Genomic DNA, 13,546 nt, shown 5'->3' on the forward strand with positions numbered 1-13,546 from the left:
GCATCGACCGCTGTGGGGTATGTTCCGTGGTCAAGGTTCTCGACGAACACGAACGCACGATGGCGTTCGCCGAGGTAGCGCTCGGGCAGATCCGATCGCTGCGGCAGACGGCAATTCCCCGCAACTACGAGATTTGGTACGTCTACGCCACCGGCTACAACGCGCCGCTCAACAAGATCATCAACGAGACGCTGGCGCGCAGCGGCAAGCTGACTGAAGCCGACCTCGATCAGATCTACGAGACCTATCTCTCCCACATCAAGACCACCGACCGCATCGACAAGGTCGGCGCGCGCGTCATCGGCGAGATCGACGACGTGATGAAGGTCTTGAGCGACGCACTCGGCGTGACCGGTTCCTACGATGCCAGCCTGTCGGGCGCCACCGAGAAACTGGCGTCGGCCAAGAGCCGCGAGCAGATCAAGTCGATCGTCGAAACGCTGCTGCGTTCGACCAGCGAGATGCGCGAGACCAACAAGACGCTGGAAGACCGGCTGACGCTGTCGAAGAACGAGATCAGCAATCTCCAGCTGAGCCTGGAGGCGATCCGCGCCGAAAGCCTGACCGATCCGCTCACCGGCCTTGGCAACCGCAAATATTTCGACCGCATGATCGACATGGCGGTGCAAACCGCGCTCGCCTCGGGCGAGCCGCTGTCGCTGCTGCTGTTCGACATCGATCACTTCAAGTCCTTCAACGATTCCTACGGCCATCTCACCGGCGACCAGGTGCTGCGGCTCGTCGGCCTTTCGCTGAAGCAGACCATCAAGGGCCAGGATATCACCGCGCGCTATGGCGGCGAGGAATTCGCGGTGGTGCTGCCCAACACCGCGCTGCGTCAGGCCCTCACGGTGGCCGACCACATCCGCCGCGCGGTGATGGCGAAGGAATTGAAGAAGAAGTCCACCGGCGAGATCCTCGGCCGCGTCACCATCTCCGTCGGCGTCTCCATGCTCAAGCCGGGCGACGACACCGATGCGCTGATCGAGCGTGCGGATGCCTGCCTCTACGCCGCCAAGCGCAACGGCCGCAACCGCGTGATCTGCGAGGCCGATCCGGAATACGCGGACGAGACCCACAGCCGCGTGGCGTGAAGCGATCGCGGCGGGCCGGAGGGCTGCGCTTGACATTCCAACCTGACGACCGACATCCTCTGCGCCGCCGGACCGCGAGCATCGAGGATTTGTCGTCGTGCCCAATCCGCATGATTTCCACACGCCGCAACCGTCCTACACCCGGGACGAACTGCTGAAATCGGGCGACGGCGGTTATTTCGGGCCGGGCAATGCGCAATTGCCGGCGCCGCCGATGCTGATGATGGACCGCATCACGGAAATCAGCCTGGACGGCGGCGAGTTCGGCAAGGGCCATATCGTCGGCGAGCTCGACATCGTGCCGGACCAATGGTTTTTCGGTTGTCACTATCGCGGCGATGCGATGATGCCGGGAAGCCTGGGGCTGGATGCGATGTGGCAGATGGTCGGCTACTGGCTCGGCTGGTCGGGCTCACCCGGCAAGGGCCGGGCGATCGGCGTCGGCGAGGTGGAGGTCACCGGAGTGGTCACGCCGGAGACGCGACGCGTGCGCTACGAGGTCGCCATGCGCATGGTCCGCCGCGGCAAGCTGGTGCTCGGAATCGCCGATGGCCGTGTGCTGGCTGACGGCGTCTGCGTATTCACCGCCAAGGACATGAGAGTTGGCCTGACTAAGGCCGTGGATTGAAGCTCTCGTAGAGTGAGCAAAGGCGCGTAAGCGCCGTGCCCACGATCTCGGCATTGATCATTTAAAACCGTGGGCACGCTTCCGCCGTCGCTCTTCGAGCTATGGCGGACAAGTCGCTTCGCCTTCCTATCGCACCTTCCTTTTGGCTGCCTTCTTGGCCAACCGCTTCTTCGGCACGGCTTTTCTTGTCGCCTCCTTCGCCGCCGCCTTTTTCTTCGGCCGCGTCTTCACCTTGGCGCGCTGGGCGGCTGCGAGCGCCGCCCTCGCCCATTGCGCAAGCTCGGCGGAATCGTCGAACAGGCGCGCAGGCAGCTCCCAATAGGAGTTCACCACCACGGTCTTGGCACGGGTCGAATATTGGAACGGTTTTGAGCCTTCGGCTTCAAAGTCCGGGATCGTCACCTCGTCGGCCCGAAAGAACAGGCCGGCACGCAGCGACAGCGCGAAGTTGATGCCGTCGGCTGAGATGCCATAGCCGGAGAACATTTTTCGGATGGTGACGGGGCCGAAATCGGCGAACAGGTCGGTCAGGAATTCGCGGTCCATGGCCTACACTCTCTCCCCCGCGTCGTCCCCGCGAAAGCAGGGACCCATAAACCACAGGGAGAAGTTTAGCGAAGACTGGCAGCTAAGGAAGCGTGGTACTGATACCGCACATCACCGCCGGATCACGCGGTATGGGTCCCGTTCGCCGGCACGACAGTGGAGCAAGGCGCTAGCCAAGCTTACCCGTCGATCTTGGCCGGACGCAGCTCTACCGACTCGCCGCAGCCGCAGGCGGAGATCTGGTTGGGATTATTGAAGACGAACTGGGCCTGCATCTTGTCGGCCTTGTAGTCCATCTCGGTGCCGAGCAGGAACAGCACGGCCTTGGGGTCGACCAGGATCTTGACGCCCTTGTCCTCGACGACCTCGTCGGTCGGGCGGACGTCATGGGCGTATTCGACCGTGTAGGACTGGCCGGCGCAGCCGCCGTTCTTCACCCCGACACGCAGGCCGACGATCTCGGAGTCGGCGCGGTTTGTCAGTTCGCTGATGCGCTGGGCGGCAGCGTCGGTCAGCCGCATTACCTGCGGGCGTGGCCGCCGCGGCTTCGGGGGGGATGCTGGTGTCGAGCCTGACGATATCTGGGTCATGTCAATGATGTGGTCCGTTGCGGCGCGAATTCAATGCCAAGGATTCAAAGCAAGCGTTACGCGTCACCACATGTTGAGGACGAGGCGGGCCTCGTCGCTCATGCGCTCGGGCGTCCAGGCCGGCTCCCAGACGACCTTGACGTCGACCACGCCGACGCCGGGAACGCTGGCGACCGCGTTCTCGACCATGGTCGGCAGCTCACCGGCGGCCGGACAGTTCGGCGTCGTCAGCGTCATCTGGACGTCGACGGAGCGGTCGTCCTTGATCTCGACCTTGTAGATCAGGCCGAGTTCGTAGATGTCCGCCGGGATTTCCGGGTCGAACACGGTCTTCAGCCCGGCGATGATCTCGGTGGTGAGACGCTCGGTCTCCTCCGGCGGCAGCGCCGAACGGGTCTCCATCGGATTGGCTTTGATTTCGGCCGTGTCACTCATGCGAACAAATCCCGCGCCTTCAGCAGCGCCTGTGCCAGATGATCGACTTCTTCCCGCGTATTATACATGCCGAACGAGGCCCGGCATGTGGCCGTGACGTTGAACCGCTCTAAAAGCGGCATCACGCAATGGGTGCCGGCGCGCACTGCGATGCCCTGGCGGTCGATCACGGTGGCGACGTCATGGGCATGCGCGCCCTTCAGCTCGAAGGAGATCACCGGACCCTTGCCCCGAGCGGTGCCGATCAGCCGCAGCGAGTTGATCTCGCGCAGCTTCTCCTGGGCATAGGTGGTGAGATCGTGCTCGTGCGCGGCGATGCGCTCCTTGCCGATCGAATTGACGTAGTCGATGGCGGCGCCAAGGCCGACGGCCTCGACGATCGCGGGCGTGCCCGCTTCGAATTTATGCGGAGGATCGCCGTAGGTGACGACATCGCGCGAAACCTCGCGGATCATCTCGCCGCCGCCATTGAAGGGACGCATCGCGACGAGATGGTCGTACTTGGCCCAGAGCACGCCGATGCCGGTCGGACCGTACACCTTGTGGCCGGTGAAGACATAGAAGTCGCAGCCGATGTCCTGGACGTCGACGGGCAGATGCACCGCACCCTGGCTGCCGTCGACCAGCACGGGAATGCCGCGCGCGTGAGCGATCTTCACGACTTCCTTGACCGGCACGATGGTGCCGAGCGCGTTCGACATCTGGGTGATCGCGACCAGCCTGGTCTTCGCCGTCAGCAGCTTCTCGAACTCGTCGATGAGGAAATTGCCCTCGTCGTCGACCGGCGCCCATTTGATCACGGCACCCTGACGTTCCCTGAGGAAATGCCAGGGCACGATATTGGAATGGTGCTCCATGATCGAGAGGACGATCTCGTCGCCCTCTTTGATGTTCGGCCCGCCCCAGGACGAGGCGACCAGGTTGATGGCCTCCGTCGCGTTGCGGGTGAAGATCACTTCCTCGGTCCGGGGCGCATTGATGAACTGCGCGACCTTGGTGCGACCGCCCTCATAGGCTTCGGTCGCGGCATTGGCGAGGTAATGCAGGCCGCGATGCACGTTGGCGTATTCGCTCGTATAGGCCTGCGTCATGCGATCGAGCACGGCGCTGGGCTTCTGCGCCGAGGCGGCGTTGTCCAGATACACCAGATTCTTGCCATAGACCTGCAAGGCGAGCGCCGGGAAATCCTGGCGGACGCGCGCGACGTCATAGGCGCCGTTCTTGACTGCCGGATGCGTGCTCATTGGCGCCGCTCCAGCCAGCGCTCGGCGATGCCGATCACATGCTCGCGCAAGCCGTCATCGGCGATCTGCTCGATCGCTTCACCGACGAAGGCCTGGATCAGCAGCGCCTGGGCCTGCTTCTCCGGCAGGCCACGCGCCTTCAGATAGAACAGCAGGCTGTCGTCCAGCGCGCCGGCGGTGGCGCCGTGGCCGCAGGAAACGTCGTCGGCGAAGATTTCCAGCTCGGGCTTGTTATCGGCCTCGGCTTCGTCCGAGAGCAGCAGCGCGCGGATCATCATCTTGCCGTCGGTCTTCTGCGCGTCGGGACGGACGATGATGCGGCCCTGGAATACCGAGTGCGCACGGTCGTCGAGCACGGCGCGGAAGACCTCGCGGCTGACGCAGTTCGGCACCGCATGGTCGACCACTAGCGTGGTGTCGCCATGCTCGGTCTTCTGCAACAAATTGACGCCATTGGCCGAGAGTTCGCTGCCCTCGCCTGCCAGCGTGATGAACCCCTGCAGACGGCTGACCGCGGCACCCGTGGTCATGTTGAAGAAGTTCAGCTTCGTGTTCGCTCCGACGGTCACGAAGTGCGAGCTGATGTTCACCGCGTCAGGCGCATCGTCCATCAGACGGATATGTGCGACATCAGCGTTGTCGCCGATCGAGAGGATGACGGCATCGTTGACTTGGTAGGCTTTCGCACCGACTGCGACAAAGCTCTCGATGATGGTGGCGCGGACGCCCTTCCCAACCATGACCCGCGAGCGGGTGAAGGCCGAGGCGGAAGCCGCGGTTGCGAGATGGATGATCTGGATCGGCGCAGAGAGTTGCGCACCATCCGCAATCGACAGCACGACGCCGTCGGTCGCCATCGCCGCGTTCAGCGCGATCACGGCATCGGTGGTCGCGGTTTTCAGCAGACCGGCATCCTTCTCCAGCGTCTCCCGCAACGTCTTGAAGCCGGCCTCGGCGGCGAGCGCCTTCACGTCGGACAGATCGCCTGCGAACACGCCGTCGACCAGCACCAGCTTGCGGGCACCCTCGATCGCATGCGCCTTGACGGCTTCCGCGGCGCGCTTCAGCGCAGACGCATCGGGCACGGCCGCCAGCGGCAACACCTCGCCGACCAGCGCGCGCAGGTCGGTGTATTTCCATTCCTCGATCCGGCGGTGCGGCAGGCCGAGACGCTCATAGGTCTCGAACGCCTCGCGGCGCACCGCGATCACGGAAGGCGAACCCGGCAGCCGGCCTTCGGCGCTGGCGAAGAGATCGCTCACCGCGCGGCCCTTTCCGGTCTTTGCCACAGCAACGTTCATCGCAAAATTCCTTACGCGGCGTCCTCGAACTGGGCGTAGCCGGAGGCTTCCAGCTCCAGCGCCAGTTCCTTGCCGCCGCTCTTCACGACACGGCCCTTCGACATCACGTGCACGATGTCGGGTACGATGTAGTTCAGCAGCCGCTGATAATGGGTGATGACGACCATCGCGCGCTTGGGCGAATGCAGCGCGTTGACGCCGTCGGCCGCGATGCGCAGCGCGTCGATGTCGAGGCCGGAATCCATCTCGTCGAGGATGCACAGGCTCGGCTCGAACAGCGCCATCTGCAGCACCTCGTTGCGCTTCTTCTCGCCGCCGGAGAAGCCGACATTGACGCCGCGCTTGAGCATGTCCTGCGGGATGTTCAGCGACTTCGAGACCTCGCGGACCTTCTTCAGGAAGTCGGGCGTCGAATATTCGCTCTCGCCGCGCGCCTTGCGCTGCGCGTTGAGCGCGGTGCGCAGGAAGGTCATGGTGGCGACGCCGGGAATCTCGACCGGATACTGAAACGCCAGGAACACGCCTTTCGCGGCACGCTCCTCAGGAGCCATCTCCAGCAGGTCCTCGCCCTTGAACAAGATCTGACCGTCGGTGACCTCATAGCCGGGCTTGCCGGCGATGACGTGGGAGAGCGTCGACTTGCCGGAGCCGTTCGGCCCCATGATCGCGTGGATCTCGCCCTCGTTCACGGTCAGATTCAGCCCGTGGAGGATCTCACGCTCCTCGACACGAACCTTGAGGTCTTTCACTTCAAGCAAAGCCATCTTGGTATCCAGTTTATTCAATTGATGCATGGAGCGCCCGAGGCGCACCGCGAGGGTCGGAGCTAACCGACCGACCCTTCGAGCGAGATCGAAATCAGCTTCTGCGCTTCCACCGCGAATTCCATCGGCAGCTGCTGCAGCACGTCCTTGACGAAGCCGTTGACGACGAGGCCGACCGCTTCTTCCTGCGAAAGGCCGCGCTGGATGCAGTAGAACAGCACGTCCTCGGAGATCTTCGACGTCGTCGCCTCGTGCTCGAAGGTTGCCGAGGAGTTCTTGGCTTCGATGTAGGGCACGGTGTGCGCGCCGCATTTGTCGCCGATCAGCAGCGAATCGCAGGCCGTGAAGTTGCGGGCGCCGGTCGCCTTGCGATGCGCGGTGACGAGGCCGCGATAGGTGTTCTGCGATTTGCCCGCGGCGATGCCCTTGGAGATGATCCGGCTCGACGTGTTCTTGCCGAGATGGATCATCTTGGTGCCGCTGTCGACCTGCTGGTAGCCGTTCGAGATCGCGATCGAGTAGAACTCGCCGCTGGAATTGTCGCCGCGCAGGATGCAGCTCGGATATTTCCAGGTAATCGCGGAGCCGGTCTCGACCTGGGTCCAGGAAATCTTGGAGCGGTCGCCGCGGCAGTCGCCACGCTTGGTGACGAAATTGTAGATGCCGCCCTTGCCTTCCGAATTGCCGGGATACCAGTTCTGCACCGTCGAATATTTGATCTCGGCATCGTCATGCGCGACGAGCTCGACCACGGCGGCATGCAGCTGGTTCTCGTCGCGCTGCGGCGCGGTGCAGCCTTCGAGATAGCTGACGTAGGCGCCCTTGTCGGCGATGATCAGCGTGCGCTCGAACTGGCCGGTGTTGCGCTCGTTGATACGGAAATAGGTCGACAGCTCCATCGGGCAGCGCACGCCAGGCGGCACGTAGACGAACGAGCCGTCGGAGAACACCGCCGAGTTCAGCGTCGCGTAGAAATTGTCCGAGGTCGGAACCACCGATCCCAGATATTTCTGCACCAGCTCAGGATGCTCGCGGATCGCCTCCGAGATCGGCATGAAGATCACGCCGGCCTTCTTCAGCTCCGCCTTGAAGGTGGTCGCAACCGAGACCGAATCGAAGACGGCATCGACCGCGATCTTGCGGCGCGCCGGGTCTTCCTCGCCGGGCTTGGGCTCGACGCCTTCGAGCATGGCAACTTCCCGCAAGGGAATGCCTAGCTTCTCGTAGGTCTTGAGAATCTCCGGATCGATCTCGTCGAGCGAGGTGATCGTCTTCTTCGGCTTCGGCGCCGAATAGTAATAGAGGTCCTGGAAATCGATCTTGGGATAGTCGACGCGGGCCCAGGTCGGCTCGGTCATGGTCAGCCAGCGCCGATAGGCCTCAAGCCGCCACTGGAGCATCCAGGCGGGCTCGTTCTTCTTCTCGGAGATGAACTTGACGGTCTCTTCCGACAGCCCCTTGGGGGCCTTGTCGGATTCGATCAGGGTCTCAAACCCATAGCGGTATTGGTCGACGTCGATGCGCTTGACGCGCTCGACCGTCTCTTGCACGGCTGGCATTCTATCCTCCGCTCGCGGTTTCAAGGACCGCGGTGGATCAAACTCGGACGAGTATTACGATGTCTATTACGATGTTTTTTGGCGGAAAGCACGGGCTTAGAACCGTTCAAGCCCTGTTTCATCGCCTATCCCTTAAGTAGGGTATTACCGAGCTTTCGCCAAGCCTCTAACGCCCTATTGATGTCATCCGGTTCCGTGGACCAGCCCAGACTGAGGCGCACCGCCCCCTGGGCCACCGCGGGATCGTACCCCATGGCCGACAGCACGTGGGACGGCTGGACCTTGCCTGAGGAACAGGCCGACCCCGAGGAGACTGCGATGCCTTCGAGGTCAAAGCCGATCACGGCAGTCTCGGCCTTGAGGCCGGGCGCGGCGAAAAGAACGGTATTTGGCAACCGCTCCATTTTATCCGAGAAGATGGTTGCGCCGGCGGTTCCCCGGATGCCATTTTCCAAGCGAACTCTGAGGGTTGCCATCTGCTCCGCATCTTCCGAAAGAGTCTGAAGCGCGACCTTCACCGCTGCGCCGAAGCCGGCGATTCCCGCAACATTCTCGGTTCCGGCGCGCCGGTTCAGCTCCTGGCCGCCTCCCCGCAGCAAGGGCTCCAATCCGCTCAGTCCCTCGGCCACGACCAGGGCGCCGACACCCTTGGGGCCGCCGACCTTATGTGCAGAAAAAGTCGCAAGATCCGCGCCCACGATGTTGATCTCGAACGGAATTTTCCCGAGTGCCTGGATGGCATCGACGTGCAGGAGGCCGCCGGCCTCGTGGACGATCCGGGCGACCTCCGCGACCGGCTGGAGCGCGCCGGTTTCGTTGTTCGCGGCCATGACGGAAACCAGGGCCGGAGGGCCGTCAGCGAGCAGGCCTCTGAGCTGGTCGAGATCAACCACACCGGAACGCAGCACCGGGATCAGACCAATCTTGTCCGCCGGGAACCGGCCGCCGGCGAGCACCGAGGCATGCTCCACAGCCGAGACCAGCAGCCGTTCAACCGCGCCGCCGGATGACCGCCGCAGACCAGGCGACAGCGCCATCGCGTTGGCTTCCGTTCCAGCGGAGGTGAAGACGACGTTGCGCGGCAGCGCCCCCACCGCCGCTGCCAGTGCGGCGCGGGCCTCCTCGACCAGCCGTCGCGCCTCCCGTCCCTCGGCGTGGACCGAGGACGGGTTGCCGACCAGGTCCCAGGCACCGAGCATGGCGCGTCGCGCTTCCGCGCGCAGCGGCGTGGTCGCATTCCAGTCGAGATAGACGCGATTCCTCATGTAGTATTATATTACCTTGCTCGAGAAACCCGGCCTGTGGGACCCGTCTGGCCCGAGATGGCGCCCCGGCCCGCGCTTGGCAACGGGCGATTCCATGTCCGCGGCCGCCGATGACGCGACCATGACACGCTAACATCTTGAGCCCATTGAGTGATGTTCAAGATGCTTGCTTTTTGACCCTCAGCCTATGTTAGAACCCGCACCGTCAAGTCACCGCGCGCCTTCAGCGCATCACCGCAAGGCGCGCCTTCTCACCCTTCATTCGCGCTTCCGTCGGCACCCGCCGACGAGGCCACAATCGGTTGATTGCCGAGGATCGTCGCTCCAGCAAATCAATCAAGAGATCATCGATGCCTGAAGTTATTTTCACTGGCCCTGCCGGCCGTCTCGAAGGCCGCTATCACCCGGCCAAGCAGAAGAACGCGCCGATCGCGATGATCCTGCATCCGCATCCGCAGTTTCACGGCACGATGAACCATCAGATCGTGTACCAGTGCTACTATGCTTTCGCGCATCGCGGCTTCTCGGTGCTGCGCTTCAATTTCCGCGGCGTCGGCCGCAGCCAGGGCTCGTTCGACCACGGTACCGGCGAATTGTCGGATGCCGCCGCAGCCCTCGACTGGGCCCAGACCATCAATCCCGAAGCGCGCGCCTGCTGGGTCGCCGGCTTCTCATTCGGCGCCTGGATCGGCATGCAGCTCCTGATGCGCCGCCCCGAGGTCGAGGGCTTCATCTCGATCGCGCCGCCGGCCAATCTCTACGACTTCTCCTTCCTCGCGCCCTGCCCGTCCTCCGGCCTGATCGTGCATGGCGAGAAGGACGCGGTGGTGCCGCCCAAGGACGTCAACACGCTGGTCGAGAAGCTGAAGACGCAGAAGGGCATCGTGATCGACCAGCAGGTCATCCCCGGCGCCAACCATTTCTTCGATGCCAAGCTCGAGCCGCTGATGGAAACCATCACGGCGTATCTTGATATGCGTCTGGCGAACGTGCGCTGAGGCTAGCAACCGTGTAGCCCGGATGAGCGAAGCGATATCCGGGAAATCCCATCCGCTGAAACAAAAACCCGATTGCGCTTCGCTCATTCGGGCTACATGCGCTCAGGCCGCGAGCTTGAGCAGATGCGCGTCGTGCCGCACGAGGAAGGCGCGCAGCAATTGCGGATAGTCGGCGCCGACTACCGTCCGCACGCTCTGACGTTTTGACAGAGCAACGCGCCACGCCTGCACCTTCGGCACGTCCTTGAAGACGCCGAGCTCGGTCAGTTCGTCGAACACGTCGAAATAGCGGAAGATCGGTGCGAACACCGCATCGACCAGACTGAATTTATCGCCAGCGAAATACGGCCCCGCGCCGAGCGCCCCTTCGACACGCGCGAATTTCGCGGCGAGCGCCTGCCGCTTGCTCTCGAACGTCGCCGGATCCGTCGTGGTCTCCAGACCCCAGAGATCGCCGAGGATCACCGAGCCGAACTCCATCCAGGCGCGGTGCTGGGCGCGCGTCAACGCATCCGCCGGATGCAGTACGAGGCCCACTTGCGTCTCCTCGATGTATTCACAGATCACGTTGCTCTCGAACAGCGCGACCTCGCCCTCGTCAGTCGTCACTACCAGCACCGGCACTTTGCCGAGCGGCGACAGTTTGAGAAACCAGTCGGGCTTATCGGCGAGATCGATGTCGATCCGCTCGAACGGCACCCCCTTCTCCTTCAGCGCGATCACGGCGCGCTGCACGTAGGGGCAAAGCTTGTGGCTGATCAGTTTGAGTGAGGTCGTCATGGCAATGATCCTGGCGGTTCGATGCAGCTGCATTCAATATAGATGCATTTGCATGAATGCGTCAAGATCGATCAACGAGGGACGTTGCAGATCCCCGATCTCTCCTCGTCATTGCGAGGAGCCTTTGCGACGAAGCAATCCAGTCTTCCTATATCGATGACGGTGCACTTAACTATTCCTCCTCGCCGTCGTCCCAGCCCCAGGGCTTCGCTTTTGACGACTTCGACGACCTAATTGGAATCCGAAATTTTGATAATTGTTACGCCCCTTGGAAATCCTTTAGTTAAGGTTCGGCGCCTCCTCCCCCTCGGCGCTAGGACGAAGTCCCTTCGTGGGCTTTTTGATGGGTTTGAGCATGGAGCTGCCGCGTAAGCATCACTACAACCCGGCGTTCTACCTAGATCGGTTCGTTGGTCCCGATGGCTACGTGCGCGAGATGCGCCTTGTGCGTGGCAAGGTGGTCTTGAAGTCCAGGCATCCCGACGCAACTGGCTTTCAGCGCGATCTGTACCGCATCGAAGGCGCCCCCGAGGAGCATTCTCAGCACCTTGAAGTTCACTTCATGTCCCCGCTGGACAACGGTGCAGCAAGGGCGTTGGAGCGCATCGAGGCCGGCGATACGATGGATTGGTCTGCGGACGAACGCAGCGAATGGGTTCGGTTCGTCATTGGATTTCTCTTCCGACACCCGGCGAGCGTGGCCTTGATAAAAAAGCACTTCGCCGACATGTTTCAAGGAGCGATCGAAGCGCTCGAACGGCACTACGATGAGGTTCGTGGTCCAAACGATCCCGCTACCTTTGCCGAAGCATACGCCCAAAGTAATCCAGCCGCTGCCGAAATACATGCCACGAACATGATCGCGGAGCTGATCGACAACGATCGACTTGGCCCGACGATCTTCGACATGCGTTGGGCCGTTCTGGAGATGAAACGCTCAAAGTTTTCAGTCCTCACATCTGATCGTCCCATCTATTTGCCTGTGCCTCTGGGAAGGCCGGATGCCTACATTCTGCTTCCTATTTCCCCGACCAAATACTTCGTCGCGGCACGCCAGCATCCAACTATCAAGGCACTTAACCAACTCGACCGAACCACGTTGGTCCGAGAGGTCAATACAGCACTCGTCCAACAGGCCCGCGAATTTGTGTGGGGATGCGATGACTCACAGCGACGTTTTGTCGAAAAGCATTTTGCCAAACTGCCCGAACGCGAGCTACTGACCGAGGCCCAAATGCAGGAAGCCATCAACGCCGCTCGCGGGGCAACAGCAAAAGACTTTGAGGAGTAAGCGGCCTCACGCCGGAGCTTTTTCGTCCCTGTACCTCTTGGTATGCTCGTTCTCCAAGTCCTTCTCCTCGTAGATCCGGCGAAACAACGTCAACACCCGCTCGCAGTAGTTTGTGATGTCATCAGCTGCCTGACGCAAACGCACGAGATCGGTCCCCCCACGCATGAGGCCGAATTGACCTTCACCGGTTCGCTGGTAGCGCAGGAATTCGATCTTGATGTTTCCCGCCTTGTCCATCTCGGCAGAGACCCAGCCATGGGCCATAAATAGGCGGATGTCATCGAACTCGCTGAGGCCATCACAAATCGCATGTAGTTCGTCCCGGTACTTCTCGTATCCAGGTCGATTGGCTATGTCCTTCGCCGCCTTGATCCGCTTATCAATCAGATAAGGAAACTTCAGATGGAGAAGCACTGATATGTCAGCCAGCATGAATTCGACCTGGCTGTACGAGGTCATGATACGGCCGCGCTGGAATATGCACTCGTCCACCAGCGCCTTCTGTTCGTCGGTCAGCATGGTAAAGCCTCTAATCAAAGGGGCGCGGTATAGACACTCGAATTGTGGCGATTCTAGAACCGGTAGAATGCGAGCAACATCGCCACCACACTTACGGCGGCGACGACCCCCACGACTCCTTGAGCACTAATCTTGCAGCCCCAGAAGTCGAACTCGAATTTCGGTGGTTCAGACATGACACAGCTCTCCACTGAAATCAGAAGCTGTGTTTCCGGGGGATTTAGATTTGTCGGCTGATTTGAATCGGGATTCAAGTGAAACAGGCCAGTTCCCCACGATTTCCCGCGACAGATTTTATTCACCCACGCATAATCTCGTCAGATCAACGGGTTACGCGGGAAGTGAGCACTACGGTGACAGTGCACTTAATCACTTCTCGCGAGCTGCGAGGGTCCGCACGTAAGCCCGGTATGCATCACGCCGCACGCGCTCCGCACATGGATTCCGGGCGCGTCCTTTCAGGGCCCCCGGAATGACGGCGAAGGCGTGGACGGTACCACGTGAGCCGTCGAGGCTGGGCAAGAACTCGGCA

The 13,546-nt window shown here is 61.9% G+C and carries 14 protein-coding genes; 4 read left to right on the plus strand and 10 right to left on the minus strand.

Annotated features, from left to right (window positions below; genetic code table 11):
- Positions 1 to 26: 26 nt before the first annotated feature.
- Both IVB24_RS23260 and fabA read left to right on the plus strand, forming a co-directional pair.
- On the plus strand, positions 27 to 1,094 hold the full coding sequence (locus IVB24_RS23260; RefSeq protein ID WP_247769128.1) for a GGDEF domain-containing protein: 1,068 nt from the start codon (positions 27 to 29) through the stop codon (positions 1,092 to 1,094).
- Positions 1,095 to 1,191: 97 nt separating this feature from the next.
- Positions 1,192 to 1,722: a bifunctional 3-hydroxydecanoyl-ACP dehydratase/trans-2-decenoyl-ACP isomerase gene (gene fabA / locus IVB24_RS23265; protein ID WP_247769134.1), complete on the plus strand. Its 531-nt coding sequence runs from the start codon at positions 1,192 to 1,194 to the stop codon at positions 1,720 to 1,722.
- 126 nt (positions 1,723 to 1,848) lie between these two features.
- Here fabA and IVB24_RS23270 read toward each other — a convergent pair whose 3' ends face one another.
- The 8 genes from IVB24_RS23270 to IVB24_RS23305 all read right to left on the minus strand — a co-directional run bounded on the left by IVB24_RS23270 (position 1,849) and on the right by IVB24_RS23305 (position 9,426).
- Positions 1,849 to 2,268 carry a TfoX/Sxy family protein gene (locus IVB24_RS23270; protein WP_247769136.1) on the minus strand — a complete coding sequence of 140 codons (420 nt, stop codon included), beginning with the start codon at positions 2,266 to 2,268 and terminating at the stop codon, positions 1,849 to 1,851.
- A 179-nt stretch (positions 2,269 to 2,447) separates the two neighbouring features.
- The gene (locus tag IVB24_RS23275; RefSeq protein ID WP_166469460.1) at positions 2,448 to 2,858 is read right to left on the minus strand and encodes an iron-sulfur cluster assembly accessory protein; all 411 of its coding nucleotides are present in this window, start codon (positions 2,856 to 2,858) and stop codon (positions 2,448 to 2,450) included.
- Positions 2,859 to 2,921: 63 nt separating this feature from the next.
- The gene (locus tag IVB24_RS23280) at positions 2,922 to 3,293 is read right to left on the minus strand and encodes an SUF system Fe-S cluster assembly protein (protein WP_007609827.1); all 372 of its coding nucleotides are present in this window, start codon (positions 3,291 to 3,293) and stop codon (positions 2,922 to 2,924) included.
- The gene (locus IVB24_RS23285) at positions 3,290 to 4,537 is read right to left on the minus strand and encodes a cysteine desulfurase (RefSeq protein ID WP_247769138.1); all 1,248 of its coding nucleotides are present in this window, start codon (positions 4,535 to 4,537) and stop codon (positions 3,290 to 3,292) included. The genes IVB24_RS23280 and IVB24_RS23285 overlap by 4 nt, the downstream gene beginning before the upstream one ends.
- Positions 4,534 to 5,838, minus strand: a complete 1,305-nt coding sequence (gene sufD, locus IVB24_RS23290; protein ID WP_247769140.1) for a Fe-S cluster assembly protein SufD — start codon at positions 5,836 to 5,838, stop codon at positions 4,534 to 4,536. Before sufD ends, IVB24_RS23285 begins: the two co-directional genes overlap by 4 nt.
- Before the next feature lie 11 nt (positions 5,839 to 5,849).
- Positions 5,850 to 6,602 carry a Fe-S cluster assembly ATPase SufC gene (sufC, locus tag IVB24_RS23295; RefSeq protein WP_162406473.1) on the minus strand — a complete coding sequence of 251 codons (753 nt, stop codon included), beginning with the start codon at positions 6,600 to 6,602 and terminating at the stop codon, positions 5,850 to 5,852.
- 62 nt (positions 6,603 to 6,664) lie between these two features.
- Complete coding sequence (gene sufB / locus IVB24_RS23300; protein WP_247769142.1) at positions 6,665 to 8,161, minus strand: Fe-S cluster assembly protein SufB; 1,497 nt, start codon at positions 8,159 to 8,161, stop codon at positions 6,665 to 6,667.
- A 125-nt stretch (positions 8,162 to 8,286) separates the two neighbouring features.
- The gene (locus tag IVB24_RS23305; protein ID WP_247769144.1) at positions 8,287 to 9,426 is read right to left on the minus strand and encodes a cysteine desulfurase family protein; all 1,140 of its coding nucleotides are present in this window, start codon (positions 9,424 to 9,426) and stop codon (positions 8,287 to 8,289) included.
- Positions 9,427 to 9,776: 350 nt separating this feature from the next.
- On the opposite strand from IVB24_RS23305, the gene IVB24_RS23310 reads away from it, so the two are divergent.
- Positions 9,777 to 10,424, plus strand: coding sequence for an alpha/beta hydrolase (locus IVB24_RS23310; protein ID WP_014495555.1), 648 nt, complete (start codon positions 9,777 to 9,779; stop codon positions 10,422 to 10,424).
- Between the two features lie 102 nt (positions 10,425 to 10,526).
- On the opposite strand, the gene IVB24_RS23315 is transcribed toward IVB24_RS23310, so the two are convergent.
- Complete coding sequence (locus IVB24_RS23315; RefSeq protein ID WP_247769146.1) at positions 10,527 to 11,204, minus strand: glutathione S-transferase family protein; 678 nt, start codon at positions 11,202 to 11,204, stop codon at positions 10,527 to 10,529.
- A gap of 355 nt (positions 11,205 to 11,559) precedes the next feature.
- On the opposite strand from IVB24_RS23315, the gene IVB24_RS23320 reads away from it, so the two are divergent.
- Positions 11,560 to 12,495 carry a DUF4238 domain-containing protein gene (locus IVB24_RS23320; RefSeq protein ID WP_247769148.1) on the plus strand — a complete coding sequence of 312 codons (936 nt, stop codon included), beginning with the start codon at positions 11,560 to 11,562 and terminating at the stop codon, positions 12,493 to 12,495.
- 6 nt (positions 12,496 to 12,501) lie between these two features.
- Here the strand turns inward: IVB24_RS23320 and IVB24_RS23325 are convergent, their stop codons facing one another.
- The gene (locus tag IVB24_RS23325) at positions 12,502 to 13,014 is read right to left on the minus strand and encodes a hypothetical protein (RefSeq protein ID WP_166469465.1); all 513 of its coding nucleotides are present in this window, start codon (positions 13,012 to 13,014) and stop codon (positions 12,502 to 12,504) included.
- Positions 13,015 to 13,546: the final 532 nt, after the last annotated feature.

This window comes from Bradyrhizobium sp. 192 (assembly GCF_023100965.1).
GTDB classification, from domain to species: domain Bacteria; phylum Pseudomonadota; class Alphaproteobacteria; order Rhizobiales; family Xanthobacteraceae; genus Bradyrhizobium; species Bradyrhizobium symbiodeficiens.

What these genes read in the sequence shown, in the direction of transcription:
- IVB24_RS23270 (WP_247769136.1), bottom strand. Translation starts at nt 2,268, where the DNA reads ATGGACCGCGAATTCCTGACCGACCTGTTCGCCGATTTCGGCCCCGTC.
- IVB24_RS23275 (WP_166469460.1), bottom strand. Translation starts at nt 2,858, where the DNA reads ATGACCCAGATATCGTCAGGCTCGACACCAGCATCCCCCCCGAAGCCG.
- IVB24_RS23315 (WP_247769146.1), bottom strand. Translation starts at nt 11,204, where the DNA reads ATGACGACCTCACTCAAACTGATCAGCCACAAGCTTTGCCCCTACGTG.
- IVB24_RS23310 (WP_014495555.1), top strand. Translation starts at nt 9,777, where the DNA reads ATGCCTGAAGTTATTTTCACTGGCCCTGCCGGCCGTCTCGAAGGCCGC.
- IVB24_RS23325 (WP_166469465.1), bottom strand. Translation starts at nt 13,014, where the DNA reads ATGCTGACCGACGAACAGAAGGCGCTGGTGGACGAGTGCATATTCCAG.
- IVB24_RS23320 (WP_247769148.1), top strand. Translation starts at nt 11,560, where the DNA reads ATGGAGCTGCCGCGTAAGCATCACTACAACCCGGCGTTCTACCTAGAT.
- IVB24_RS23305 (WP_247769144.1), bottom strand. Translation starts at nt 9,426, where the DNA reads ATGAGGAATCGCGTCTATCTCGACTGGAATGCGACCACGCCGCTGCGC.
- sufD (WP_247769140.1), bottom strand. Translation starts at nt 5,838, where the DNA reads ATGAACGTTGCTGTGGCAAAGACCGGAAAGGGCCGCGCGGTGAGCGAT.
- sufB (WP_247769142.1), bottom strand. Translation starts at nt 8,161, where the DNA reads ATGCCAGCCGTGCAAGAGACGGTCGAGCGCGTCAAGCGCATCGACGTC.
- IVB24_RS23280 (WP_007609827.1), bottom strand. Translation starts at nt 3,293, where the DNA reads ATGAGTGACACGGCCGAAATCAAAGCCAATCCGATGGAGACCCGTTCG.
- IVB24_RS23285 (WP_247769138.1), bottom strand. Translation starts at nt 4,537, where the DNA reads ATGAGCACGCATCCGGCAGTCAAGAACGGCGCCTATGACGTCGCGCGC.
- sufC (WP_162406473.1), bottom strand. Translation starts at nt 6,602, where the DNA reads ATGGCTTTGCTTGAAGTGAAAGACCTCAAGGTTCGTGTCGAGGAGCGT.